At 63.2% G+C, this 26,031-nt stretch carries 25 protein-coding genes and 2 pseudogenes; 9 read left to right on the forward strand and 18 right to left on the reverse strand.

The window, feature by feature from the left end; translation table 11 throughout:
- Nucleotides 1-107 (reverse strand): annotated as a pseudogene (locus OP495_RS09490) (AEC family transporter); the annotation flags it as partial.
- 275 nt (nt 108-382) lie between these two features.
- Between OP495_RS09490 and OP495_RS09495 the strand changes: the two are divergent.
- Both OP495_RS09495 and OP495_RS09500 read left to right on the forward strand, forming a co-directional pair.
- Nucleotides 383-1,267 (forward strand): alpha/beta hydrolase, encoded by an 885-nt coding sequence (locus OP495_RS09495; RefSeq protein WP_280568758.1) that lies wholly within the window; start codon nt 383-385, stop codon nt 1,265-1,267.
- 14 nt (nt 1,268-1,281) lie between these two features.
- Nucleotides 1,282-1,401 (forward strand): annotated as a pseudogene (locus OP495_RS09500) (patatin); the annotation flags it as partial.
- Nucleotides 1,402-1,418: 17 nt separating this feature from the next.
- Here the strand turns inward: OP495_RS09500 and OP495_RS09505 are convergent.
- Entirely contained in the window at nt 1,419-2,009 is a 591-nt protein-coding gene (locus OP495_RS09505; protein WP_280568760.1) for a Smr/MutS family protein, read from the reverse strand.
- A 128-nt stretch (nt 2,010-2,137) separates the two neighbouring features.
- On the opposite strand from OP495_RS09505, the gene prmB reads away from it, so the two are divergent.
- Both prmB and aroC read left to right on the forward strand, forming a co-directional pair.
- On the forward strand, nt 2,138-3,091 hold the full coding sequence (prmB, locus tag OP495_RS09510; RefSeq protein WP_280568763.1) for a 50S ribosomal protein L3 N(5)-glutamine methyltransferase: 954 nt from the start codon (nt 2,138-2,140) through the stop codon (nt 3,089-3,091).
- A 17-nt stretch (nt 3,092-3,108) separates the two neighbouring features.
- Nucleotides 3,109-4,194, forward strand: a complete 1,086-nt coding sequence (gene aroC, locus OP495_RS09515) for a chorismate synthase (protein WP_280568764.1) — start codon at nt 3,109-3,111, stop codon at nt 4,192-4,194.
- A gap of 100 nt (nt 4,195-4,294) precedes the next feature.
- Here aroC and OP495_RS09520 read toward each other — a convergent pair whose 3' ends face one another.
- From OP495_RS09520 to OP495_RS09560, 9 genes are all read right to left on the reverse strand, one after another.
- A complete protein-coding gene (locus tag OP495_RS09520) occupies nt 4,295-5,254 on the reverse strand; it encodes a helix-turn-helix domain-containing protein (protein WP_280568765.1) in 960 nt (319 codons plus the stop codon).
- A 46-nt stretch (nt 5,255-5,300) separates the two neighbouring features.
- On the reverse strand, nt 5,301-6,035 hold the full coding sequence (locus OP495_RS09525; protein ID WP_280568766.1) for a class II aldolase and adducin N-terminal domain-containing protein: 735 nt from the start codon (nt 6,033-6,035) through the stop codon (nt 5,301-5,303).
- 35 nt (nt 6,036-6,070) lie between these two features.
- Nucleotides 6,071-7,570: an aldehyde dehydrogenase gene (locus OP495_RS09530; protein ID WP_280568768.1), complete on the reverse strand. Its 1,500-nt coding sequence runs from the start codon at nt 7,568-7,570 to the stop codon at nt 6,071-6,073.
- 51 nt (nt 7,571-7,621) lie between these two features.
- A complete protein-coding gene (locus tag OP495_RS09535; RefSeq protein ID WP_280568769.1) occupies nt 7,622-8,575 on the reverse strand; it encodes a PDR/VanB family oxidoreductase in 954 nt (317 codons plus the stop codon).
- Between the two features lie 12 nt (nt 8,576-8,587).
- Entirely contained in the window at nt 8,588-10,252 is a 1,665-nt protein-coding gene (locus tag OP495_RS09540) for a choline dehydrogenase (RefSeq protein ID WP_280563422.1), read from the reverse strand.
- A gap of 29 nt (nt 10,253-10,281) precedes the next feature.
- The gene (locus OP495_RS09545) at nt 10,282-11,241 is read right to left on the reverse strand and encodes an ABC transporter substrate-binding protein (RefSeq protein WP_280568770.1); all 960 of its coding nucleotides are present in this window, start codon (nt 11,239-11,241) and stop codon (nt 10,282-10,284) included.
- A gap of 61 nt (nt 11,242-11,302) precedes the next feature.
- Nucleotides 11,303-12,070 (reverse strand): SDR family NAD(P)-dependent oxidoreductase, encoded by a 768-nt coding sequence (locus OP495_RS09550; RefSeq protein WP_280568771.1) that lies wholly within the window; start codon nt 12,068-12,070, stop codon nt 11,303-11,305.
- On the reverse strand, nt 12,067-13,233 hold the full coding sequence (locus OP495_RS09555; protein ID WP_280568773.1) for an aromatic ring-hydroxylating dioxygenase subunit alpha: 1,167 nt from the start codon (nt 13,231-13,233) through the stop codon (nt 12,067-12,069). Before OP495_RS09555 ends, OP495_RS09550 begins: the two co-directional genes overlap by 4 nt.
- Nucleotides 13,234-13,443: 210 nt before the next feature.
- The gene (locus OP495_RS09560) at nt 13,444-14,340 is read right to left on the reverse strand and encodes a LysR family transcriptional regulator (protein WP_280563418.1); all 897 of its coding nucleotides are present in this window, start codon (nt 14,338-14,340) and stop codon (nt 13,444-13,446) included.
- Between the two features lie 222 nt (nt 14,341-14,562).
- Between OP495_RS09560 and leuC the strand changes: the two genes are divergently transcribed.
- The 4 genes from leuC to asd all read left to right on the forward strand — a co-directional run bounded on the left by leuC (nt 14,563) and on the right by asd (nt 19,105).
- Nucleotides 14,563-16,026, forward strand: coding sequence for a 3-isopropylmalate dehydratase large subunit (leuC, locus tag OP495_RS09565; protein ID WP_280568778.1), 1,464 nt, complete (start codon nt 14,563-14,565; stop codon nt 16,024-16,026).
- 2 nt (nt 16,027-16,028) lie between these two features.
- Nucleotides 16,029-16,676 carry a 3-isopropylmalate dehydratase small subunit gene (leuD, locus tag OP495_RS09570; protein WP_280568779.1) on the forward strand — a complete coding sequence of 216 codons (648 nt, stop codon included), beginning with the start codon at nt 16,029-16,031 and terminating at the stop codon, nt 16,674-16,676.
- 177 nt (nt 16,677-16,853) lie between these two features.
- On the forward strand, nt 16,854-17,933 hold the full coding sequence (leuB, locus tag OP495_RS09575; protein ID WP_280568780.1) for a 3-isopropylmalate dehydrogenase: 1,080 nt from the start codon (nt 16,854-16,856) through the stop codon (nt 17,931-17,933).
- A gap of 56 nt (nt 17,934-17,989) precedes the next feature.
- Nucleotides 17,990-19,105, forward strand: a complete 1,116-nt coding sequence (gene asd / locus OP495_RS09580) for an aspartate-semialdehyde dehydrogenase (RefSeq protein ID WP_280563412.1) — start codon at nt 17,990-17,992, stop codon at nt 19,103-19,105.
- A gap of 136 nt (nt 19,106-19,241) precedes the next feature.
- Here asd and OP495_RS09585 read toward each other — a convergent pair whose 3' ends face one another.
- From OP495_RS09585 to OP495_RS09615, 7 genes are all read right to left on the reverse strand, one after another.
- Entirely contained in the window at nt 19,242-19,667 is a 426-nt protein-coding gene (locus OP495_RS09585) for a GNAT family N-acetyltransferase (RefSeq protein ID WP_280563410.1), read from the reverse strand.
- Nucleotides 19,660-20,853 (reverse strand): cupin domain-containing protein, encoded by a 1,194-nt coding sequence (locus OP495_RS09590; RefSeq protein WP_280563408.1) that lies wholly within the window; start codon nt 20,851-20,853, stop codon nt 19,660-19,662. Before OP495_RS09590 ends, OP495_RS09585 begins: the two co-directional genes overlap by 8 nt.
- 182 nt (nt 20,854-21,035) lie before the next feature.
- Nucleotides 21,036-22,400 (reverse strand): adenylosuccinate lyase, encoded by a 1,365-nt coding sequence (purB, locus tag OP495_RS09595; RefSeq protein WP_280568782.1) that lies wholly within the window; start codon nt 22,398-22,400, stop codon nt 21,036-21,038.
- 46 nt (nt 22,401-22,446) lie between these two features.
- Nucleotides 22,447-23,091 carry a high frequency lysogenization protein HflD gene (gene hflD / locus OP495_RS09600; protein WP_280563405.1) on the reverse strand — a complete coding sequence of 215 codons (645 nt, stop codon included), beginning with the start codon at nt 23,089-23,091 and terminating at the stop codon, nt 22,447-22,449.
- A complete protein-coding gene (gene mnmA / locus OP495_RS09605; RefSeq protein ID WP_280563404.1) occupies nt 23,088-24,242 on the reverse strand; it encodes a tRNA 2-thiouridine(34) synthase MnmA in 1,155 nt (384 codons plus the stop codon). Before mnmA ends, hflD begins: the two co-directional genes overlap by 4 nt.
- A gap of 85 nt (nt 24,243-24,327) precedes the next feature.
- Nucleotides 24,328-24,777 carry an NUDIX hydrolase gene (locus OP495_RS09610; RefSeq protein ID WP_280563403.1) on the reverse strand — a complete coding sequence of 150 codons (450 nt, stop codon included), beginning with the start codon at nt 24,775-24,777 and terminating at the stop codon, nt 24,328-24,330.
- Complete coding sequence (locus tag OP495_RS09615; protein WP_280563402.1) at nt 24,774-25,367, reverse strand: pseudouridine synthase; 594 nt, start codon at nt 25,365-25,367, stop codon at nt 24,774-24,776. Before OP495_RS09615 ends, OP495_RS09610 begins: the two co-directional genes overlap by 4 nt.
- A gap of 285 nt (nt 25,368-25,652) precedes the next feature.
- On the opposite strand from OP495_RS09615, the gene clpS reads away from it, so the two are divergent.
- The gene (clpS, locus tag OP495_RS09620; protein WP_280563401.1) at nt 25,653-25,988 is read left to right on the forward strand and encodes an ATP-dependent Clp protease adapter ClpS; all 336 of its coding nucleotides are present in this window, start codon (nt 25,653-25,655) and stop codon (nt 25,986-25,988) included.
- Nucleotides 25,989-26,031 lie beyond the last annotated feature (43 nt).

Genomic DNA, 26,031 nt, shown 5'->3' on the forward strand with positions numbered 1-26,031 from the left:
TGCGCGTCGATCCAGCCGATGCGTTTGAAGACGATCCCCAGAAACACCATGGCGAAGACGGGCAGCGTGACTTGCAGCGTATGCGAGAAAACGGCCAGCAGGTCCATGCGCAGTCAGTTTCCTTGTCTTGCTAGGATGAAGCCCACGATGATGGCGGCGGCCACGACGAGCCAAAAGAGAGTGTTGCGTAGACGAGTGGGGCGGGGCGGTCGAGATCTTGGCACGCAGGGTTCCTTGTTCCTTGGTCGGCTTGGGAAACGAAAAGGTTTATGGTAAACCCGTTAGCCTGCTAGGCCCAGTGCCGCGCTTCAAACCGCCCAATGACCGATGAAAAGGGCTGCGTGGCGAGCGGGTCCTCGATCAATCAACTGTGGGAGTCTCCATGCGCGAAGTAGAATCTCTGAATTTGGCCCATGGGCGCCTTGCGGGCCTGGCCTGGGGCGATGCCGACGCGCCCGTGTGGTTGGCGCTGCATGGCTGGCTGGATAACGCCGAGAGCTTTTCGCGCTTGGCGCCGTTGCTGGTCGAGCGTCTGGGGATTCGCATCGTCGCGATCGACTTCCCTGGCCACGGGCGCTCGCAGCCGCGCGCCGAAGGCGGCGACTATCCGATCTGGGAATATACGCTGGACGTGTTGGACGCACTCGATGCATTGGGACTCGATGAAGCGCCGCTGCTGGCACATTCGATGGGCGCGGCTGTCTCGTGTCTGGTGGCGGCTGCGATGCCGGAGCGTGTCGCTCGGTTGGTGCTGATCGATGGCTTGGGCACCTTGACCACCGAGGTCGACGACACCGCCAAGCAACTGCGCATGGGCTTGCTCCAGCGCCGTCGCTCGCGCTCCATGGTGCCGCGCTATCCTGATGAGGCCACCGCCATCGCGGCGCGCGTGGCGGGCGGCGTGACGCCCATCGATACTGACACGGCGGCTCCCCTGGTGCGCCGCAATCTGGATGTGGAAGACGATGGACACGTGCGCTTGCGCTCCGACGGTCGCTTGCTGCGTCCATCGTTGGTGCGCTTTACCACCGAGCAGATGCTGTCGCTACTCAACACCATCGAAGCCCCGGTGCTGTTGATTGAGGGCGAGCAGGGCATTCTCGCCGAGCGTGCCTACGCCCAGCGGGCCCGTGACGCCATCGCTCGGCTAACGCGCGTGATGCTGCCCGGTGGACATCATCTGCATCTCGAGGCGCACGCCGTCGATGCCGTGGCCGACGCTATCGTTGCCGACTCGGATGAGACGACGAGGCGTCATGAGTGGTGAAGGAGAACGCTGATATGGGCAAGCGAGTTGCGTTGGTGCTGGGCAGTGGTGGCGCGCGGGGCTATACGCATATCGGCGTGATCGACGAGCTAGTGGCTCGCGGGTACGAGATCGCCGCCATTTCGGGCTGCTCGTGGCCGGTGGCGGTCGATCATACGGCATCGCCGCGTCGACGGAGCAAGATATAGACCGCCCCGGTGCCGCCATCCGCATCACGTGCCGAGCAGAAGGCGAGCACCGCAGGCCATTCGCGTAGCCAGGCATTGACGTGGCTCTTGATGACTGGGTAATCGTCGTCCTTGCCCAGTAGCGATGAGCGGGCCTTGCCGTGTACCACGAGTACGCAACGCCAGCGTTGCCCGTGGGCGTCGTGAAGGAAGGTCTCGAGTTGCTCGCGTGCCTCGCTGACGGTGTAGCCATGAAGGTCCAGGCCGGCTTCCCACTCGATATTGCCGCGCTTGAGTTGTGTCCGCGTCCGGTAGGGAAGATCGGGGACCGCGAAGTCCAGTGCCTCGCTGGGGCGCACAGGCTCGACACGCCCATCACTGGTGCGGCTGGTGGGCGCTTGGGTGTCGGCGCTGGTGGCGGCCGCACGGCGCTCCGCTACGGCATCGTCGTCGTGGCGGCGCGGGCGTCCGGTATCGGCGCGGTTGGTATGCAGGCGATGCACACCGGTGTCTTCCAGCGCTTGACGAAACACGTTGATATCGGCGTCGTCGGGCTGACCACGGCGTCGGCTCATGACGATACTCCCCAGGCGGCACGGTCGGTTGAAAGGTCACCCAGTATAGCGACTTGCCCACGGCTGTGAACCGGCGCGCGCTCCGGGTACAATCGCCGATTCCATGGAACCGCTTAACAGGATGCTTCGTGCCTGCTTCCCGACCGACCGCCGTTTCCACGCTGACGCTCGATGACCCATCACTGGCCGAAGGGCTGGTGTCGCTGCGTGATTGCCTGCGCTGGGCGACCAGTGAATTCAATGCGCACCGCCTGCATTTCGGGCATGGCACGGCCAGTGCTTGGGACGAGGCGGTGGGGCTGGTGCTGGGCGCGCTGCATCTGCCCTGGGATGTCGATCCGGCGGTGCTCGACGCTCGCCTGTTGCCGCTCGAGCGCCATCGGATCGTGAGCCTGGTGCGCCAGCGTATCGAACAGCGCACGCCGTTACCTTATTTGCTGGGCGAGGCCTTTTTCGCCGGCCATCCCTTCGAGGTCGACGAGCGGGTGCTGATCCCGCGCTCGCCGATTGCCGAGTTGGTCGAGGACGGTTTCGCGGCCTGGTTTCCTCAGTGGTCGCCGACGCGGGTGCTGGACTTGTGCGCCGGTTCCGGTTGCATCGGCATCGCCACGGCGCTATACCTGCCTACGGCCGAGGTTGATCTGGTCGATATCAGCCCCGAGGCGCTGGAGGTGGCCAAGGCCAATATCGTGCATCACGATGTTGGCAAGCGTGTGCGTGCGGTGACCTCGGATCTGTTTGCCGGCGTAGTCGGTCAGCGCTATGACATCATCGTCTCCAACCCTCCCTATGTGGACGCGCGTGACCTGGCGGGCATGCCCACCGAGTTCCGCCACGAGCCGAGCCTGGCCCTGGCGGCGGGCGACGATGGTCTGGATATCGTGCGCCGCATGCTGTGTGAGGCGCGTGAACATTTGACCGACGATGGCGTGTTGATCGTCGAAGTGGGCAATTCCGCCCGGCATCTCGACGCGGCGTTTCCCGAAGTCCCATTCTTGTGGCTCGAGTTCGAGCGCGGCGGCGAGGGCGTATTTGCACTGACCGCTGCTGAGCTCGACCAATATGCGGCATCGTTCGCCTGATCGTTGAGGAGCGCGGAATGTCCGGCAATACCTTTGGCAAGTTGTTCACCGTCACGACCTTTGGCGAAAGCCACGGCGAAGCGCTAGGCGCCATCATCGACGGATGCCCACCGGGGGTCGAGCTCGATGCCTCGGATTTGCAGCATGATCTGGATCGGCGGCGGCCGGGCACCTCGCGGCATACCACGCAGCGCCGCGAACCCGATCAGGTGCGCATCCTCTCGGGCGTTTTCGAGGGTGTGACCACCGGCACGTCGATTGGCCTGTTGATCGAGAATACCGACCAGCGCTCCAAGGACTATTCGAAGATCAAGGATCAGTTCCGACCCGCGCATGCCGACTACACCTATCATCACAAGTACGGGATTCGTGATTATCGCGGCGGTGGGCGTTCGAGCGCCCGCGAAACGGCCATGCGTGTCGCCGCCGGGGCTATCGCGCGCAAGTACTTGGCGTCGCAGGGTATCCGTGTACGTGGCTATATGAGCCAACTGGGCCCCATCGGCATCGACTTTAAACAGTGGGACGCCGTCGATAGCAACCCGTTCTTTTGTCCCGACCCGGACAAGGTGCCCGAACTCGAGGCCTTCATGGACCAGTTGCGCCGTGATCAGGACAGTGTCGGTGCGCGGATTACCGTCGTTGCCGAGGGCGTGCCGGTGGGGCTTGGCGAGCCGGTCTTCGACCGCCTGGATGCCGAACTGGCTCATGGTTTGATGAGCATCAACGCTGTCAAGGGCGTGGAAATCGGCGATGGCTTCGCCGCGGTGGCAAGCCGCGGCAGCGAGAATCGCGATGAGATGATGCCCGAGGGTTTTCTCTCCAATCATGCCGGGGGTGTGTTGGGCGGCATCAGTTCCGGTCAGGCGCTGATCGCGCACCTGGCGCTTAAACCGACTTCCAGCATCACCCAACCAGGGCGCTCCATCGATATCCACGGCGAGCCGGCTGAGGTCGTCACCAAGGGACGCCATGACCCATGCGTAGGTATCCGAGCCACGCCCATCGCCGAGGCGATGATGGCGCTCACATTGATGGATCACTTCTTGCGCCAGCGCGGCCAGAACGCCGATGTCGAGGTGGACACGCCACGCTTGAGATAGGCGTGGCGTTGAGGCTCTCTTGTTAGGCAGGCTGCTTCGAATCGATGCGCAAACGGCCCCCGGAAGATAGCGATTTGTCGTGACGACGGCGAGGTGCCGCTCAGCGCTTGACGGGAAAGAGGCGCACCGGGACCACTGGTGCGTCTCGCGATTGCAGGCGATCGTCACTGGGGGCGCAGTCGAAGAAGCGCCGGTAGACCCGTGAAAAGTGCTCTAGTGAACCGAATCCCGCGCAATTGGCGACTTCTGCCACGCTCAGGTCGGTTTGCTGCAGTAGTCGATGCGCGCGATTGATGCGCAGCCACAGATAGTAACGAATCGGCGAGACACCGAGTTCGGCCTTGAAGCGCCGCTCCAATTGGCGCGGAGAGAGCCCGACGAGAGCGGCCATCGCCGGCGCCGAAAGCGGGGCTTCAAGGGTGCGGCGCATAGTACGTATCACCTTGCGCAACTGCGCCGAGGTCTCGACGTGATGCTCGGGCGCTGCCGACAATTGTTCGCTGTCGTCGCGACGCTGGCGGCGTTCCAGCAAGTGGTTGCGCAACTCTTCCATGTAGGGAGATTCCACGCGCGGGGTGAGCCAGGCGAACATCATGTCGAGCACGGCGGTACCACCGGCGCAGCTCAACCGCTGGCCCGCGATGCGATAAAGATCGCGGGTGGCCTGGATACGCGGGTAAAGCTCGCGAAAGCCTTCCAGGTTATCCCAGTGCACGGCTACCTGATGGTCGTCGAACACGCCCGCTGCGGCTAGCACTTCGCTGCCCATCTCGATGCCTCCCAGTGCCACGCCGGCCGCCGCGCACTGGCGCAGCCACATGGCGATGCGTTTATCGCCGGTATATGTCTTGGTTTCGAAACTGGCAAGGACGAAGACGCTATCCAGCTCGGCCGGCGTGGGCCACTCGGTAGCCACGCTTAGAGGTACGCCGTTGGAGGCGGCGACCGTGGCATCGCTGCCCAATAATTGCCACTTGAAGCGCGGCTCCTGAGCCAGCCAGTTGATAATGAACAACGGATCCAGCATCGCGCCCAGGCCGGCAAAGGAAAACTGCGGCATCAACAGGATCGCGATGCGTTCTGGGGCTGGCGTTGTGCGCTGCGTATTAATCACGATAGTCGGGCGCATCGCGGTCGAGCAGGCGCATCAAGGCGGCAAGGTGCATGTGCGCCGAGCCTTGTGTCAGATAGTCTTCCCATTGCTGTGCAGTCTTGCGAGCGATCTCGGGGGCAACCGGGCGCACGGGAAGGCCGCTGGCACGAGCCACCAGATAGGAGCGGCAGGCACGCTCGAAGTAGTAGAGGTGGTCGAAGGCTTCGGCGACGTCCCGGCCGGTGGCGACCACGCCATGATTGCCGAGCAGGAGAATAGGTGCCGTGTCGGCCAACTCACCGAGACGCTCCGCCTCCTCGTCGAGGCCCATGCCGTCGAACCCGGCGTCGATATGCACGCGTTCGAAGAAGCGCATGGCATTCTGTTCCACCGGAGGCAGTTCCGGTGTCTCCAGGCAAGCCAGGGCGGTGGCATAAAGGGAGTGGGCATGCATGACGCATCCCACACCACGGCCCTGACGATGCATGGCGCCATGAATGGCCCAGGCGGTGGGATCGATGGACTCGGGGCGTTGCGCGGCGCTGGCATCCACCTCGACGAGGTCGCTGGCACGCATTTCCGCGAAATGACGCCCCTCGGGGTTGACCAGAAAGCGCTTGCCGTCTGCCTGGGTGGCCAGGCTGCAATGATTGGCGACCCCTTCGTGCATGTCGAGGCGGGCCAGCCAGCGGAAAGCACACGCCAGTTGTTCGCGGGGTTTACCGGGAAGCTCGGTAGCAGTCGTCATGTAACGCTCCTGTGTCGATGGCGAAACCGAGGCCATCAATAGTGGATCCAGCGCGTCTTGAGCGCCATGTATTTGTGCATGCCGGCCAGCGCGTAGTCGCGGCCGATGCCTGATTGCTTCATGCCGCCGAAGGGCGTCTGCGGGCTGACGGCATCGACGCCATTGACCGTCACGGTGCCGGCCTGTAGAGCATCGCAAAGGCGATGGGCGCGTCCCAGGTCGGCGGTCCACAGGGACGCCGCCAAACCATACTGGCTGGCGTTGGCCAATGTCACGCCCTGGCGTTCATCGCTGAAGCGCGTCACGCTGAGCACCGGGCCGAAAATTTCTTCCTGGAAGATCCGATGGTGCGACTCGACATCGATGAACACCGTGGGGGCGACGAACAACGCGCCGCCTGCCGCCTGCTGCGTCTCGCCGCCGCACAACAGCGTGGCTTCACGCTTGCCGACCGCCAGGTAGTCGCGGACCTTGTCGAACTGCGCTTGGCTGACGAGCGGGCCGAGCGTCGTCGCCGGATCGAGCGGGTCCCCCGGCACGAGCGCCGCGATGCGGTCCTGCAAGGCCTCGAGGAAACGCTCGGCGATGCCGTCTTGTAACAACAGGCGCGAATGCGCCGAGCAGACCTGGCCAGCGTTGGTGAAGATACCGGCCACGGCGTTGTCCACGGCGGCCTCCAGGTCGGGGCAATCGTCGAACACCAGATGCGGGCTCTTGCCGCCGCATTCCAGCCACACGGGTTTCATGTTGGATTCGCCCGAGTAGACCAGAAAGCGTTTGCCGATCTCGGTGGAGCCGGTGAAGCCGAGCGCGTCGACATCCGCATGCCGGCCCAGCGCTTCGCCGGCAATATGCCCGTATCCCGGCACGACATTGAGCACACCGGGCGGCAGGCCGGCCTGGGTCGCGAGTTCCGCCAGGCGCAGTGCGGAGAGCGACGATTCCTCGGCGGGCTTGAGTACCACGCTATTGCCGGCGGCCAGCGCGGGCGCCAGTTTCACCGACGCGTTATGCAGGGGAAAGTTCCAGGGCACCACGGCGGCGACGATGCCAAGCGGCTCGTGAGCGACCGTAGCCTGCACGTGATTCGGGCTAGGGGCAAGCTGGTCATAGCATTTGTCCTGAAGCTCGCCGAACCAGTCGAATAGCAAGGCCGCCTCCTCGACGTCGTCCAGGGCTTCGTGGATACACTTGCCGACTTCCAGGCTGTCGAGCAGGGCCAGTTCCTCGGCATGATCGCGCACGTGGGCGGCAAGCGTCTGCAAGCACCGGCGGCGTGTCGTCGGCTCGGCACGTGACCAGTCACCGGTATCGAATGCACGACGTGCCGCGTCGACCGCGACATCGATATCCTCCGGGCCGCAGGCCGCGATCGCTGTCAGCGACGTGCCCGTCATGGGATTGATCGACGCGAGCGATTCACCCTGGCGCGTCACATAGCGGTGACCGTCGATGTAGGCGGCACCATCCAGCGAGAGGGCGGCGGCACGGCGTTGCCAGTCGGCGTGGGTGATGGACATGAGAGAAGAAGACATAAGCATACCTTGGCGATTGTCGAATGGGCGTTGAAAGCGCTCGCGCCGACCTCACAGGTCGAGCACCAGTCGCTCCCCCCTGGGGCGCGAAACGCAGACGTAAATAATATCGTTGGCGGCTTTTTCGGCATCGGACTGAAGGACGTCGCGATGCTCGACCTCGCCTTCGAGTACGGGGATCCCGCAGGTACCGCAGGCGCCTTCGCAGCACAGACTGTCCGGCGCTGCGCCGGCACGCGCCAGGCCGTCGAGCAGGGTTTCGTCCTCGGCGAGCGTGAAGTGCTTGTCGCTGCGTGCGAGTTCGATCCGGCAAGGCGTGGTACGCGCTACCGGTGCCTGCGATGCGCCCCGGAAGCGTTCCATTTGCAGTGCGCCCGGAGGCCACGCCTGTGCCGCGTCGGTCAAGGCGTCCAGCAGGCTTTCAGGGCCGCAGGCATAAACGCCTGTATCTGGCGTGTAGTCGCCCAGCAGCGCATGCGGGGCGAGCCTTCCCTGCGTGGCGGAGGCGTGCAGGTGCAGCCGCGACGCGGGCAGGAACGCGCTGAGTTCATCGAGGAACGCCGCCTCGTCCCGGTGGCGTACCAGATAATGCACCTCGATCGTATCGCCCCGCTCGACGAGCCGGCGCGCCATGGCGACGAGCGGCGTGATGCCGATCCCGCCCCCGATCAGCCGGTAGTGCTGCCGGTCGTCGGTGAGAGGGAAACGATCCTGGGGCGGAGAAACACGCAGCCGCGTGCCGACGCCTGCCTGCTCGGCCAGAAAGGCGGATCCCCCGCGCGATGCCGGATCATGCAGCACGCCGATGCGATAGCGGCCGTGACGCGCGTCGTCCAGCAGCGAATAGTGACGTATCAGCCCATTGGGGAGGTGCACCTCGAGATGGGCACCTGCCGGGGCCGGCGGCAGGTCGACACCATCGGCGGCGACCAGCTCGATCTGGTAGATAGCGCTCGATAGCCGCTGATGGCTCTCGATCACGACGTCGAATGGCGTCGCGGTCATGGCATGGCCTCCTCAACGTTGCTGATGTTGCCAGTCGTCATGCAGCCAGAACGGGGCGTCAGAGGGCGCCGGCGGCACATGGCCGAGGACCATGTCGCTGGCCTTTTCGGCGATCATGACGGTCGGTGCATTGGTATTGCCGCTGACCACGCGTGGCATGATCGAGGCATCGACCACACGCAAGCCGGCGATGCCATGCACGCGAAGCGCGTGATCGACCACGGCATCCGGGTCCTCGGCCGGGCCCATCTTGCAGGTGCCGGCGGCGTGATAGCCGGTTTCCGTCGTGGCGCGCGCCCAGGCATCCAGCGCCTCATCGCTCTGGCATTCGGCGCCGGGGGAAATTTCTTCGCCCCGTAAATCCGCGAATGCCGGCTGTTCGACCAGCTCCCTGACGCGACGCACGGCCGCGCGCATGTCGGCGCGGTCGCGCTCGCTGGCGAGATAGTTGAAGACGATTTCCGGCGCTTGAGCGGGGTCAGTACCCGTGAGGTGCAAGCGGCCCATGCTCGTGGGGCGCATCAAATCGATATGTATCTGGAACGCATGCTCGCGCAGGCTTTCAGTGGTGCCGGGCGCGATGGCCAGTGACATGAACGTCAACTGGATGTCGGGATGCTCGACCCCTGCCCGCGAGCGGATGAAGGCGCCGGCATCGAACTGGTTGCTCGCCGCCAGGCCGCGCCGGTCGAGAAACCAGCGCATGCCCAGCCACCACTTGCGGGGTGCGTAGGTCCAGGGCGCATGCGATACCGGTTGTTGGCAGCGATATGCCACGACGGTATCCGGATGGTCGCTGAGCCGGCGGCCCACGCCCTCGAGCGTGTGGACGCGAGGGATGCCCCAGCGGGTCAGTTCGTCGTCGGGGCCGATGCCGGAGAGCATCAGCAACTGGGGACTGTTGATGGCGCCGCCCGCCAGAATGACCTCGCGAGTGGCGCGTGCCCGGTGCAGCGTGTCGGCGTGGCGATATTCGATGCCCTCGGCCCCGGTCTCGCCGACGAGTACGCGCTGCGCCAACGCTTGGGTGATGACCGTCAGGTTGGTGCGCTTTTCGGCGCGCGCCAGGTAGCCACGCGCCGTGCTCCAGCGCCTGCCCGCGCGCGTCGTGCGGTCGACGCGCCCGAAGCCTTCCTGACGATAGCCGTTGAGGTCGTCACTGGCGGCATAACCGGCCTCTTCACCGGCGGCCAGGAAGGCCTTCGCCAGAGGATCCTCGGGGCGACCGGCACTGACATGCAGAGGCCCTGTCTCGCCATGGTAGGCATCGGCGCCCAGCTCGTGGGTTTCGGCACGGCGAAAGTAGGGCAGGACGTGCCGGTAGCCCCAGCCGTGGCAGCCGGCTTCTTCCCAGGCATCGTAATCGCGGGCGTGGCCACGGATGTACACCATGCCGTTGATCGACGATGAGCCGCCCAGCGTGCGCCCACGCGGCGTGGCGATGCGCCGCCCGTCGAGATAGGGTTCGGGGCCCGACCAGTAATGCCAGTTGAAGTGCGGGCCGTCGATAGCCGCTCCCATGGCGGCGGGCATGTCGATGGTCCACGAGCGATCGCGAGGCCCGGCTTCGAGCAACAATACGCGGGATTCGCCATCGGCGGTGAGTCGATCGGCCAGTACGCAGCCGGCCGAGCCTGCCCCGACGATGATGTAATCGTAATCTTGGTTAGTCGTCATGCAAGCATCCTGAGGCGAAGGTCGAAAGATCAACGCGAGGCCTGGTAGGCGTCTTGAGCGCGCGTGTCGCCATCCGCCGTGGTGACGCCTTCGAGCCAGGCGTTGACCCGCTCGGGATGCGACTGGATCCAGTCGGCGGCGACCGTTTCCAGCGGTTGCTCCTCACGGCTGTAGGCGTAGACCCATTGGTTCTGGACGGCGATGGGCACGACCATGTTCTTGAGAAAGGCGATGACGTTGGGATGGTGTTCGGCGAAGTCGCTGGCGACGACCGAGGACACCGAGCTGGCGTCGCCCCAGAGGTTCTCGGGATCCTCCAGATAGCGAATGTCGAAGTCGACATTCATCCAATGCGGCTCCCAGCCCAGGAAAGCGATCCATTGATCATTGCTAATGTCGCTTGCGACCTGAGACATCATGCCGGTCACGCTGGAAGCCGCGACGCGCCAGCCTTCCAAGTCGTAAGTGTCGTTGGTGATGGCCTTGTGCATCAATTCGTTGCCGACGTTGCCCGGCTCGATGCCATAGAAGGTGCGATCGAAGCGTTCCGCGTGCTCGGCGAGGTCGGCCATCGTGTGCACGCCGGCGTCCCACACGTACTCGGGCACCGCGAGCTGGAAGCGTGCACCGTCGATGTTCTTGACGACCTCGATCAATTCGCCAGCCTCTAGGCGAGGATCGAGCATGTCGCTCTGCGACGGCCGCCAGAGCGCCATGTTGATATCGAGATCACCACTGACCATGCTTTCCAAGAGAATAGATGGGCTGGCTTCTTGCAGGGTGGCGCGATAACCAAGCGTGTCCAGGAGTTGCCGTGCCACTTCTGATTTGACGGTGGCGCCGGGCCATTGGGGTGTGCCGAAGCGAACCACATCGGTCTCGGCTTGGGCGAGGCTGAAGGGCGTGAGCAGCAACGCGCCCATGGCCCCGCCAATGAGAGCGCCCATCAGGCGGCCATCCCTGAGACGGTGTGGGAGCGTATCGGTCATGGGAATATCCTCGTTGAGTCTGGTGTTGTCGTTGTGCGTGCGAGAGCGCGATGCGAAGTGCTCAAAAGCCGCATACGCCACCACCGTCCACGGATAGGATGGCGCCATGTGTGAAGCCGGCCTGGGGGGAGGCGAGATAAAGCACGGCATCGGCGATCTCTTGCGGTTGCCCCATGCGCTTCAAGGGCGCACGTCGATGGGCCGCGTCTCGGTAGGCGCGTGGGTCGTCGCTGGTCTCGGTGGCGTGTTGGATCATGTCGGTCTCGACATTGCCCGGGCATACGCAGTTAAGACGTATGCGCCCGGCCAGCTCCAGGGCCAGGGCGCGGGTCAGGTTGACCACGGCGGCCTTGGCACCGGAATAGACGCTGCTCGGTGGAAAGCCGATCAGTCCGGCATCCGAGCCCAGGTTGACGACGTTGCCGCCACTGGACTCGAGGTGCGGTAGCGCCGCCTGGATGCAGAAGAACGTGCCGCCGACGTTGACGCGGAAGGTGGAATCCCAATGCGCCTGAGTGACCGCTTCGAAGGGCACTTCTTCGAAGACGCCGGCGCAATTGACCAGGATGTCGAGCCCGCCGAGGCGCTCGACGGCAGCCTCCACGACCGCCTGGCACTCGCTCTGGGTGCCGATCTCGCCCACGGCGGCTTCCACCGTGGCTGAGGCAAGGTCGGTGTCCATCAGCGAGTCGCGAAATGCGTCGATGGACGATTGGTGACGGGCACCGATGGCGACGTTCGCGCCCTGTTCCAGGAAGCGTCGTGCGGTGGCGGCACCGATGCCGCGGGCGCCGCCGGTCACCAGCACGCGTTGACCGGTGAATGTCATGACGGTGCCTCCTGGCGCGTGGTGGCGTCGCCGTGCAAGGCCTGGAATACCAGGCGATGAAAGTGAAGCACCAGATGCTCGCTTTCATTGCTGCGCGCGGCGTCGATCATGTAGCGCCCCTGGTCGTAGCCCAGCGAGTGGAGGCCTTTCTGCACGCTGATGTTGAGCTCGATGTCTTCGGGGCCGAGCTCTTCGTTCATCCAGCGCATGCTGGCCTTTGTCACTTCCGGCAGTGTGTCGTGGGGGGTGTAGTATCCGAAGCGCAGAATCGAACGCTCGGCATCCAGCGGGATGATCATGAACGTGCCCATGCACTGCGAGAACGGAAACTGGTAGAAGGTGTTATGCGGCCAGATGCCGATGTTGAAAAAGCCGTCGCCGTTGCCGGCCGGACGATCCAATGGCACGCCGTAGGCTTCCTTGGCGCTGGCATTGGGCGGTGCGCCATAGGTCCACCAGTTGTCATGATGGGTCAGGCGGTAGCCATCGAAGTCGATCAAGGCGGCCAGGTCGACGTGATGGGGCCCGGAAAGCTGGAAGTGATAGCCCTCGATGGAGTTATCCATGATCACTTTCCAGTTGGCGGGGATGATGACGTCGTCTTCCTGGATCAGTTGCATGTCATCCAGGTCCGGAATGGCTTCATGAATGGCGGTCTCGGCGCCAGGGAAGAGCGTCTGCATGTCGGTCGCGTCGGGATCGAAGTTGAAGTAGACGCACCCGGCGAAGACTTCCAGACGTACCGGCGGGATGTGGTAATCATCGACGTTGAAGGCCGCAATCCGGTCACTGCGCGGTGCGGCGCGCAGGCTGCCATCCAGCCCGTAGCACCAGGAGTGGTAGGCACAACGAATGACACCTTTCTGAACGCCGCGCGTCTCGTCGAGCAGACGGGTGCCACGGTGCTGGCAGACATTATGAAACGCATGCAAGTCGCCTTGGCGGTCACGTATCACGATCACGCTCTGATCGAAGATCTCGCGCACCACGAAAGCACCGGGTTCGGCTACCTCATTGACATGACAGGCGAAGTGCCAGGCGCCCATGAAAATGCGGTCGCGTTCGGCGGCGAAGAGTTGCGGATCGAAGAAGTAGCGTGAAGGAAGCGTCAGCGCCTTTTCCGTAGACTGCTCCGCCCACGCGTGGGGAGTGGTATTGGTCATGTCCTGCCTCATGCAAGCGGTTTGTGTCGTTGGTCTGGCACAAGGCTAAGGCGGTACCGAGAGGGCTACATGATGTTTTCTGACATGACGTATCCGTCGATTTGATAGTAAGCGACGTTTTTGTGTCGCTATCGATCAAATGAAGGTGACGAAAAAAGGCGAAGACCCTGGCTGTCTACTGATTAGTGTTGACCTTTAACGACATCCGGATCACGACGGCCAGTCCATGGCACGGTGATCCCGGGCATCATCCAGCATCTCTAGCATGGCCCTGGCGGCATTGGAGAGGGTGCGGCTCTTGTGGAACAGGTAACCCAGCGGGCGCTGAATGGGACGATGATCGATGGGTAGTACCTCGATCTCGTCGTCGATCATGGTGTCGGGCAATACGCTCCAGCCGAGCCCGATGGCCACCATCATCTTGAGCGTCTCGAGGTAGTTGGTGGACAGCGAGACGTTTACCTTGAGTCCGTCGCGGGCGAAGGTATCCACCACGATGCCGCGCGTGAAGGTCAAATGCCCCGGCAGCACGGCGTCGTAATCGGACAGCGCCGACAAGGCGAGTTCCTCGCGACCGGCGAGGGCATGCTCACGCCCGCACACGAAACGCAACTGGTCGATCCACACCGGCACCACCGTCAGTGCCGGGTCGGGCACCGGCGCCAGCGTGACCACGGCGAGTTCCAGTTCGCCATCCAGAACCCCCTGATAGGCCTGCTCGGAATCCAGAAAGCGCATGTCCATGCGCACCTCGGGATGCGCTTGAGTGTAAGCCTTGAGCAGCGGTGGCAGACGATGCAGGCCGACATGGTGACTGGTCGCCATGGTCAGGCTGCCGCTGACGTCGCCAGCGAGGTTGGAAAGTGCGCGACGGCTGTCGTCGAACATCACCAGGATCTCGCGGGCGCGGGGCAGTAGCGTGCGGCCGGCTTCGGTGAGCGTCACGCGACGATTGAGTCGGTCGAATAACGGCGCGTCGACTTGATTTTCGAGCCCTGCGATACGCTTGCTGACCGCAGGTTGGGTCAAGTGAAGCTGCTCCGCGGCGAGCGAGAACGAGCCATTGTCAGCCACGGCGAGGAAGGCTTGCAGGCTTTGTGTGTCCATGAATGCGCTCTAGTGGCTCTGTATTCTATTACGGAATGCAAAGCATAAATAACATGAATTGCTTTTATCCATAAGCCCCCTTAGTCTCGGGAATATCAGAGGTTGCGCCGGTTATCGCGGTGCTTAGCAAGGCGACATTTAGCAAGGCGACGTGTTTCAAGACGACATAGAGCGTCATCGCCCAACCTTCCCTGTCGGGGAGGCACGAGTGGAGGAGATTCCATGGCAGGCCAGACTCTTTACGACAAGCTTTGGTCGCGGCACCTGGTAAAGGAACGCGACGATGGCACGGCGTTGATCTATATCGACCGTCACCTGCTGCACGAGGTGACCTCGCCGCAGGCCTTCGAGGGGCTGCGTCTTGCCGGGCGCAAACCATGGCGATTGGATACCAACCTCGCCACGCCGGACCATAACGTGCCGACCACGCTCAAGGAGCGTGCCGAGGGCAATGCGGGTATCGTCGATCCGGTCTCGCGCATTCAGGTCGAGACGCTGGACGACAATTGCACCAGCTTCGGCATCGAGGAATTCCGCATCAACGACGCGCGCCAGGGCATCGTGCATGTGGTGGGGCCGGAACAAGGTGCCACTCAGCCCGGCATGACGGTCGTCTGCGGCGATTCTCACACCGCCACGCACGGCGCCTTCGGGGCCTTGGCGCACGGCATCGGGACCTCCGAAGTCGAGCATGTGCTGGCGACTCAATGTCTGATCCAGCATAAGATGAAGAACCTGCAGGTGCGCGTCGAGGGTGAACTGGGTCTTGGCGTGACGGCGAAGGATATCGTACTGGCGGTGATCGGCAAGATCGGCACCGCCGGCGGCACCGGTTATGCCATCGAGTTTGCCGGCAGCGCGATTCGCGAGCTGTCCATGGAAGGCCGCATGACCATCTGCAACATGGCTATCGAGGCCGGCGCGCGTGTGGGGTTGGTGGCGGTCGATGACACCACCATCGAATACCTGCGTCGGCGCCCCTTCGCGCCCAGCGAGAAGTACTTGGACGCGGCGGTCGCCGACTGGCGCGAGCTGGTCTCTGACGCCGATGCGGCTTTCGACAAGGTCGTCGAGCTCGACGCCGCCGCGATCGAACCGCAGGTCACCTGGGGCACTAGCCCGGAAATGGTCGCGGGCGTCGGTGCACAGGTACCGGATCCGGCCGCTGCCGGCGATGAGACCGTGCAGCAGGGCGTTTCGCGCGCGCTCGAGTACATGGGGCTCCAGGTGGGGCAGCAGATCACCGATATCCAGCTCGACAAGGTCTTCATCGGCTCGTGCACCAACTCGCGCATCGAGGATCTGCGCGAGGCGTCCAGGGTCGCCAAGGGCCGCAAGGTGGCGGATACCATTCAACTGGCGATGGTCGTGCCTGGCTCCGGGTTGGTCAAGCGCCAGGCCGAAGAGGAAGGACTGGACAAGATCTTCCTCGAGGCGGGCTTCGAATGGCGCGAGCCGGGCTGCTCCATGTGCCTGGCGATGAACGCCGACAAGCTGGGGACCGGTGAGCATTGCGCTTCGACCTCGAATCGCAACTTCGAGGGGCGCCAGGGCTATGGTGGCCGCACGCACCTGGTGAGCCCCGCCATGGCGGCGGCGGCGGCCATCGCCGGTCACTTCGTCGATGTACGCGACTTCGGTGCCGGGCGCGCCGCCAACGACGATAGCCAAGTACAGGAGGCGTGAGCATGCGACAGTTCGACCGTCATCAGGGCCTCGTGGCGCCCATGGATCGCGCCAACGTGGACACGGACCTGATCATTCCCAAGCAGTTTCTGAAGTCGATCAAGCGTACCGGCTTCGGCCCCAATCTGTTCGACGAGCTGCGCTATCTGGATGAAGGCTATCCGGGGCAGGATGTCGCGAACCGGCCGCTCAATCCGGATTTCGTGCTCAACCAGTCGCGCTATCAGGGCGCCAGCGTGTTGCTGGCGCGCCGTAACTTCGGCTGCGGTAGTTCGCGCGAGCATGCGCCCTGGGCACTCGAGGATTTCGGCTTTCGCGTGATCATTGCGCCGAGCTTTGCCGATATCTTCTATAACAACGCCTTCAAGAATGGCTTGTTGCTGATCACCTTCGATGAAGCCACGGTGGATCGCCTGTTCCAGGAAGCCGAGGCCGAGGAGGGCTATCGCTTGGATGTCGATCTGGAGAGCCAGCAGGTCATCACGCCGCATGGCGAGACGCTTACCTTCGAGGTCGATTCGTTTCGCAAGCAATGCCTGCTCGAAGGGCTGGACGATATCGGCCTGACGCTCAAGGATGGCGATGCCATTGCGGATTTCGAGCAGCGCCATCGTCAGGCGCGGCCATGGCTGTTCCGCCAGGCCGGATGACGCCGGCACCCTTTGAATAACAACAACGCTGGACACAACCAATAGGGAAGCCCGGCTCAATGAGTCGGGATGGCAGGGAATGCCCACCTTCTCGTGGTCGGCGTCGTGGCGCCGACCACCCACGAACCATCACTCACGTCATCCACGATGATGTGTCGAGTAGTGAGAGAGTACGCCATGAGTCGCAAGATTCTCGTTCTACCGGGCGACGGTATCGGCCCGGAAATTACCCGCGAGGCGGTCAAGATCCTCAACGCGTGCCGCGAGGCGGGCCTGGAGACCAGCATCGAGGAAGGTCTGGTCGGTGGGGCGGGGATCGACGCCCATGGCGTGCCGCTGCCCGATGAGACACTGGCGAGCGCCAAGGCGGCCGATGCCGTGTTGCTGGGCGCCGTGGGTGGCCCGAACTGGGACAAGATCGAGGATCTGGCCAAGCGGCCCGAGAAAGGCTTGCTGGGTTTGCGCAAGAATCTCAACCTGTTCGGTAACCTGCGTCCGGCCCTGCTCTATCCGCAACTGGCCTCGGCCTCGAGCCTCAAGCCCGAGATCGTCGCCGGGCTGGATATCATGATCGTGCGCGAATTGACCGGCGGTATCTACTTCGGCCAGCCGCGTGGCATCGAAGAGCGCGATGGCGAAAAGGTCGGCTTTAATACCTATGTCTATGCCGAGCACGAGATCGAACGCATCGGGCGGGTGGCCTTCGAGATGGCGCGTGCGCGGGGCGGTAAACTCTGTTCGGTGGACAAGGCCAACGTGCTCGAGGTCACCATTTTGTGGCGCGAAGTCATGGAGCGGCTGGCGCCGGAGTATCCCGACGTCGAGCTGTCGCATATGTACGTCGACAACGCCGCCATGCAACTGGTGCGCGCGCCCAAGCAGTTCGACGTCATCGTTACCGGCAACATGTTCGGTGATATCCTCTCCGATGCGGCGGCGATGCTGACGGGCTCGATCGGGATGTTGCCCTCGGCATCGCTCAACGAACAACGGCAGGGCATGTACGAACCCTGCCATGGCAGTGCGCCGGATATTGCCGGGCAGGGCATCGCCAATCCGTTGGCGACGATCTTGTCCGTGGCCATGATGCTGCGTTATTCCCTCGAGGCACCGGCGCTGGCCGAGCGCATCGAACGCGCCGTGGGCTCGGTGCTCGATCAGGGACTGCGTACCGCCGATATCGCCTTTGAGGACACGACGCCCGTGTCGACCCAGGCGATGGGCGATGCCGTGTTGGCGGCATTCCAGGCGCAGTGAGCGCGGCTCACGTATCATGGCCATACGCCCATTCGTAGATTGCAGGAGGACGACACATGCTTAGAGTCGGTTTTGTCGGTTGGCGGGGAATGGTGGGGTCCGTCCTCATGCAACGCATGCGCGAGGATGGCGATTTCGCCGGCCTCGAACCGGTGTTCTTCACCACTTCCCAGGTAGGTCAGCCGGGCCCCGATATCGGGGGCGAGGTACCGCCCCTGAAGGATGCGCATGATCTGGAAACGCTCAAGACGCTCGATGTGATCGTGACCACACAGGGTGGCGATTACACCGAGAAGGTCTACCAGCCCCTGCGTGAAGCGGGCTGGCAGGGCTACTGGATCGACGCCGCCAGCGCGCTGCGTATGGCGGACGAGGCGACGATCGTGCTCGATCCGGTCAACCGTCACGTCATCGAACGCAGTCTCGCCAATGGCGGCAAGACGTTCGTGGGCGGCAATTGCACCGTCAGCCTGATGCTACTGGGCTTGGGTGGCTTGTTCGAGGCCAATATGGTGGAGTGGATGACCTCCATGACCTACCAGGCCGCGTCAGGCTCGGGCGCCAAGCACATGCGTGAACTGCTTTCTCAGATGGGTGCCCTGCATGGTGCTGCGGCGTCGTCGCTGGCGGATCCGGGCAGTGCGATCCTGGATATCGACCGTCAGGTGACGCAGGCCATGCGCGGCGGTGATTTCCCCACCGATCAGTTCGGCGAGCCGCTGGCCGGAAGCCTGTTGCCGTGGATCGACAAGGCGATGGACAACGGTCAGAGCAAGGAAGAATGGAAAGGCGGTGCCGAGAGCAACAAGATTCTCGCCACCGGCGATTCACCGATTCCCATCGATGGCTTGTGCGTACGGATCGGTGCGATGCGCTCGCATAGCCAGGCGTTCACCATCAAGCTCAAGCAGGACGTACCGCTCGACGAGATCGAAGACCGTCTGGCCAAGCACAACCAGTGGGCGAAGGTGATTCCCAACGATAAGGATGCCACCCTGCAAAGCCTGACACCGGCGGCCGCGACTGGCACGCTGGATGTACCGGTTGGGCGCTTGCGCAAGCTGGCCATGGGCGGCGAATACCTCTCCGCCTTTTCGGTGGGCGATCAGCTGTTGTGGGGAGCGGCGGAGCCGCTCAAGCGGATGCTGGGCATCCTGCGCGAACAGCGTTGAACCGCACGCCTTGTAACTGTAGGTATTGAAACTGTAGGTCTTTCAATTATACGCATCGAAAAGCAAGACGAAGGGCGCCGCATGGGCGCCCTTCGTATTTGTGGACGTCGGGTCATGAGTCCGGCAATAGACTCTTTTATTGAAAATGCAGGCTCATATGGTAGTGAGGGATATTGGCATCGAGGAACTCGTCGCCATGCGCGGTAAAGCCCAGGCGTTCGTAGAAGGGGATCGCGTAGGTCTGTGCATCCAGATGCACAGCGTGGTGGCCGGCTTCGTGGGCCGCCACCAGCGTCGCTTCCATCAGATGCAGGCCTAGTCCCTGGCCGCGGGCTTCCTCGAGAATCGCCACACGCCCGATATGGCCGTCCGGCAATAGACGCGCCGTGCCCATGGCGCGGTCATCTACATGCAGCAAAAAATGCAGACCTTGTGGGTCGCGGCCATCCCATTCTTCCGCCTGGGGGACTTTCTGCTCCTCGATGAAGACGGCCTTGCGAATCGCGCTGCACGCTGCGCCCAGCGTCACCCAGTCACCGCTGGTGACATGCCGTTCACGCATCGTCGTCTTCCTGCGTCTCGTCTTGCCATTGGAGGCTGCCATGACTGACCAGCTCGGCAAGCAGCATCAGAGCCTGATCGTCCAGGTGGGAGGCCAGCGTGGCGGCATGCAGTGGCGTGGTATCGGCTAGCAGGCGCGCGAGCCCTGGCGGACAGGCATGGCCGTCGCCATCCGTAAACAGCGTGGCGTGGCCGTTCTCCTCGTGAAATGCGAAGCGCGAGCCCAGCGCGCGTTCCAGGTAGTGTCCCTGCGATAATGCCGCGGCGATGGCATCGCTATCGGTTGGTGCCTCGAGGGGCGCGAGCTGATCGGCATACTTAGGCTGGGTCATGACGCGTCCGAACCATTGCGTCATCTGCGCCGGATCGTCGATCACCGACAGCATCAACGTGCGCACGCGCTTGATGGCATCGTCATCGAGACGGCCGGCGTGTTCGATGGGGCCCAGATCAGGGTCGGTGTAACGTGAGGTCTCGGACTGCATTTCACCGAGATAGTCGGCGAACGAGGTGATGATCTCGTCAGTGGACGGTGCGCGAAAGCCGATCGAATAGGTCATGCAGTCGGTGCTCTGGCTGACGCCGTGATGGGCGATGCGCGGTGGCAGATACAGCATGTCGCCGGGCTCGAGCACCCAGTCCTCACCGGGGGTGACCTCGAAGCGTTCGAGCATGCGCAGGTCGAGGCCCGAGACGATGGGGGCATCGTCGGGCTGCTCGCCGCCGAGTTGCCAGCGGCGCTGGCCGCTTCCCTGAAGCAGGAAGACATCGTAGCTGTCGACGTGGGGGCCGACACTGCCCTCGGGCGGCGCGTAGCTGACCATGACGTCGTCGAGGCGCCAGCGCGGCAGGAAATCGAAGGCCTCGAGCAAGGCGGCGACGTCGGGCACGTAATGATCGACGGCCTGAACCAGCAGAGACCATTCTCGGTCGGGCAGGCGCGCGAAGGTGGCGTCATCGAAGGGGCCCTGGCTGACCTGCCATGGCTTGTCGGGGCCGTGCACCTCGACCAGGCGCGCTTCGATGCCGTCTTCACAGGCCAGGCCGGCGAGTTCCTCCGGCGTAAGCGGCGATTCGAAGTCGGCGAAGGCGCCACGAATCAGTAGCGGTTTTTTTTGCCAGTAGTCACGCAGGAACTCAGCGGCGGTTAAACCGCCGAGTATCGATAAAGGAGTATGGGAAGACATGGGCACTATCTCTTGGAATACTAAAGCCGTGGTGGCTTCGAGTCGCGGTTGTTCTGGCGACAGGCCTGCGAGGGGGCGCTGTCAATACATCCCTGTACGCTACTTTTGCCATCCATGGCAAAAAACCCCCTCTACGGCCTGTCCCCAGCGCTGCTCACCTTGATGGTGCGAACTCTTCCAGCTTACAGCGCGCGCGCTTGTTCGGCGGCATTGCCGATGTAGGCAGCCGGCGTCAGCGTCTTGAGTTCGGTCTTGACGTCGTCGGGCAGTTCCAGAGAATCAATGAAGGCTGCGAATCCTGCTTGGTCGACCCGCTTGCCGCGCGTCAGAGTCTTGAGCTTTTCATAGGGCTTTTCGATCCCGTAGCGGCGCATCACTGTCTGGATCGGCTCGGCGAGGACTTCCCAGTTCTGGTCGAGGTCCTCGTCGAGGCGGGCCGGATTGGCTTCCAGCTTGCCGACGCCCTTGAGCGTGGCCTGATAGGCGATCAGCGCGTACGCTAGCCCCACGCCGAGATTGCGCAGTACCGTGGAATCGGTCAGGTCGCGCTGCCAGCGTGAAATCGGTAGCTTCTCGGCGAGATGGCTGAGCAGGGCGTTGGAGAGCCCGAGATTACCCTCGGAGTTCTCGAAATCGATAGGGTTGACCTTGTGCGGCATGGTCGAGGATCCGATCTCGCCTTCGACGGTCTTCTGCTTGAAGTAACCCAGCGAGATATAGCCCCAGACGTCGCGGTCGAAGTCGATCAAGATGGTGTTGAAACGTGCGATGGCGTCGAACAGCTCGGCGATGTAGTCGTGCGGTTCGATCTGCGTGGTGTAGGGGTTGAAACTCAGCCCCAGCCCTTCGACGAAGGTGCGGGCGTTGGCTGCCCAATCGATTTCTGGATAGGTGGTGAAGTGAGCATTGTAGTTGCCTACCGCACCGTTGATCTTGCCAAGGATCTCGGCGGTTTCGATCTGCTTGAGCTGGCGACGCAGACGATATGCCACGTTAGCCATTTCTTTGCCCAGGGTGGTGGGGCTGGCGGTCTGGCCATGGGTGCGCGAGAGCATGGGCTGCTCAGCGTGCTCATGAGCCAGACGTTCGACGGCGGTAACGATCTCGCGCAGCGTGGGCAACAAGGTGTCGAGGCCACCGCGAAGCATCACGCCGTGGGACAGGTTGTTGATGTCCTCGCTGGTGCAGGCGAAATGGATGAACTCGGTGATCGCATGCAGTTCCGGGAAGTCGGCGACCTGTTCCTTCAGGAAGTACTCCACCGCCTTGACGTCATGATTGGTGGTGCGCTCGACCTCCTTGATGCGCTCGGCGTCGGCGACCGAGAACTCACTTACCAGTTGGCCGAGAAAGGCCGTGGCCTGTGCCGATAGCGGGGGCACCTCGGCAATCTGTGGGTGCGCGGCGAGGCGCTCCAACCAGCGGACTTCGACGGTCACGCGGGCACGAATCAAGCCGTACTCGCTGAAATGCTCGCGCAGGGCTGCAGCCTTGGCACCATAGCGACCATCGACGGGGGATAGGGCAGTGAGAGCGGAAAGTTCCATGGATGTCGTCTTCCGGGTCGTGGATCGAATCGCGCGGCGAGGACCGTCAGCGGTCGTCGAGGGCATTGAGTGATTTCTTGATGGACTGACGCTGAAGCAGCAGCTTCCAGCGGCGGCCGCCTTGCTGGTGCCAAAGCAGGGCGAAGCGTACGCCCGTCAGCAAGGCGGTGCGCACGCGCTCGGGCATCATCCGGCTTTGCAGCAAGCTGGGGTCGCCTTGCACGACAATGCGGTAACGAAATGTGGAAATCGTGTCCTGGTAGAGCTGACCTAGGCTGGCAATCACGTTTTCGTGCGTCTCGCCGAAATGCTTGGCTTGGCCCTGAACGCGCCCCAGGCGCTCTCCCAGCGAGGCCAGCATGGCATCGTTCTTGCGCAGCTTCTGCATCAGTAGCACCAGCGAGAAGCCGTAGCGCATCACGGCGGGATCGTTGCGCTGGCGGTCCATCACCGCGCTGAGGGTATCAATGCCCAGACGCAGATTGTTGTGGTGGCCGCCGTAGATGGCCGCGAAGTTTTCCGGGTTGGTCTCCAGCGTGGCATGAATCAGTGTGTTCCAGGCGCGTTCGTCGCACTGTCCGGTACGGGCCATCTCGTCGACCACCGCGGCGGCCTGGAAGACGCCTGCCAGTGCCAGCGCCTGGCGGGCGACGGCGCTTTGTGGTGCGCTTTGGATCGGGGTGGGCGTCATGCGGCGTTGTCTCCTTGGCGCGCGTGTCGGTTCCATGTCTCGCGAATGACGCCGCCGCCCAGGCAGATATCATCCTCGTAGAGCACCAGCGACTGGCCCGGCGTGACCGCGCGCTGGGGATCGTCGAAGAATGCTTCGACACCGCCGTCCTCGAGCACGCGAACCTGACAGGCGACGTCCTGCTGGCGATAGCGGGTCTTGGCCTGGAGGCGTGCTTCCGGTGCCGGCGGTTGACCGGCGACCCACTCCATGGGCTCGGTGCCCAGGCTGTCGGTGTACAAAAGCGAATGGTGTTTGCCCTGCACGGCGACCAGGACATTGCGTTCTAGCTCCTTGGCAGCCACGTACCAGGGCGCGTCGGGATGGTTGGGCAGGCCACCGATGCCCAGGCCCTGGCGCTGGCCGAGAGTGTAATACATCAGTCCCATGTGCTCGCCGATGACCTCGCCCTCGGGCGTTTCGATCGTGCCGGGCTGTGCGGGCAGGTACTGCTTCAGGAAGTCGCTGAAGCGCCGCTCGCCGATGAAGCAGATGCCGGTGGAATCCTTCTTGCGTGCGGTGGCCAGGCCATGACGCTCAGCGATGGCGCGGACCTCGCTTTTCTCCATTTCTCCGACCGGGAAGAGCGTACGCGCGATGGCGTCTTCCGGCACGGCGTGCAGGAAGTAGCTCTGGTCCTTGTTGGCATCCAGGCCCTTGAGCAGGCGCACGCGACCGTCACGCTCGCCGTTGCGCACGTAATGTCCGGTAGCGATGCGTTCGGCACCGAGCATTTCGGCGTATTCGAGGAAAACCTTGAACTTGATCTCGCGGTTGCAAAGGATATCCGGATTGGGCGTCCGGCCGGCCTTGTACTCAGCGAGGAAATGTTCGAAGACGTTATCCCAGTACTCGGCGGCGAAGTTCGCGGTATGCAGCCGCATGCCGAGCTTGTCGCACACGGCCTGGGCATCGGCAAGATCGTCCTTGGCGGTGCAGTACTCGGTGCCATCGTCCTCGTCCCAGTTCTTCATGAACAGGCCTTCGACCTCGTAGCCCTGCTCCAGCAGGACGAGGGCGGTCACGGACGAATCGACACCGCCCGACATGCCGACGATGACTTTGCACGCGGTAGCGGCCCCCGCGGTGGAGGATTCCGTGGCGTGAGACATGGTCACTCTCGAATGGGTTGAGGATGGATTGATGTTCGGGACGATATTATACCTGAAACCGGCTTCGTGCTTCGAGCTTGAGCCATCAGCGCTCGTGAATCACATCGAGCGAAAACTGGCGTCCGGCGATGGCGTCACGTATGCGCTTGAGCACCAGTGGGCTGCGCAGGCGATGCGCGTGCTCCAGCGCCTCGATTTCGTCGAGTGTGAGCCAATGCGCGGCGATGATGCTACTGTCCAGCTCATTGCCCAGATGCGCCAGGGGAATGCCCACGAAGGCGTGACTGTGAAACGTCAATTCATCAGGGGCGGTATACACATAAAGCCCCAGGTAGCCGGTCAACGTGATGTGCCAGGCGGCTTCCTCGCGAGTTTCGCGTTCGGCGGCCTGGGTCAGGCGCTCGCCGGGTTCGAGATGGCCGGCGGGCTGGTTGAAGAGGCTGAACGGGCCGCCCTTGTCCTCCTCGACGAGTAGATAACGGCCGGCGCGTTCGACGACGCTGGCAACAGTGACGTGGGGCGTCCAGCGGCTCATCGACGGCTCCGGTGGCGCTTGGCTGGTGTAGAGGCCTTGCTGCGCGGAGCATGCAGTGTCTCCTTGCGCCAGGCGCCAGGCGCCATATCGTCGAGGCGCCAGGGGCCGATGGCGACGCGGATCAGGCGCAGCGTGGGGTGGCCGACATGTGCCGTCATGCGGCGTACCTGCCGGTTTCGGCCTTCGCCGAGGACGATCTCAAGCCAGGCGGTGGGAATGGCCTCGCGTTGGCGTATCGGCGGCTGGCGTGGCGCGATATCGGGCGCCTCGAGGCGCCGCACCTGGGCGGGTCGCGTCGGGCCATCTTTCAGTGTGACGCCGCTGCGCAGCGCATTTAGGGCCGTTTCCCCGGGAGCACCTTCGACCTGCACCCAGTAGGTTTTGGGCTGCTTGTGGCGCGGATGACTGATGCGGTGGGCCAGGGCACCGTCGTCGGTCAGCAGAAGCAGGCCCTCCGAGTCGTAATCGAGACGTCCGGCAGGGTATACCTCGGGGACGTCGATGACGTTGGCGAGCGTTGCCCTGCCTTGCGTATCGGTAAACTGCGAGAGCATTTGATAGGGTTTATGCAGCAGGTAAAGCGAACTCATGGGCGGTCTCGGACCTTTCGACAAGCAACGGCTAGGGTAAAGCCTACTCCGCACTCGGGGCGCGATGCCATACTTGCTTTTGTCAGGAGCAGGCTTTTTCATGGCGCCTACCTTGCATCCATGCCCAGCCGGCCGCACATTGAAGAAACCGGAGATAGGCGGCGGTGTTGGCCTTGGCGCGCTTCGTCTTGCCTGTCCGGCGCGCACTCACGGACATTTCCATCTATGTTTGAATCAGAAAGCCCATTCGTATCTCGAGCGCCTGACGCGGCGGTCATCCTTGGCATGACGCGACCGCCTGGCGAGGATCCCCAAGAAGACCCGGAGGGCGATGTATCGGTCCAGTCGGCGGACCCGGAGCTGGCCAAGCCGCCGATGTACAAGGTCGTGCTGCACAACGATGACTTCACTCCCATGGAGTTCGTCGTCGAGGTGTTGCAAACCTTCTTTGCGTTGGAGCGGGAGAAAGCCGTGCAGATCATGCTTGTCGTGCATACCCATGGCAAGGCGACCTGTGGCATCTTCACCCGTGATATCGCGGAAACCAAATGTCACCAAGTCAACGAGTACGCACGCGAATGCCAGCATCCGTTACTGTGCGATATCGACGAGGCGGACTGAGACGGCACTACTGCGTTAAATCGTGGTCCAAGGTAGCACTTGC

Source organism: Chromohalobacter sp. 296-RDG (genome assembly GCF_029889885.1).
Lineage (GTDB): Bacteria > Pseudomonadota > Gammaproteobacteria > Pseudomonadales > Halomonadaceae > Chromohalobacter.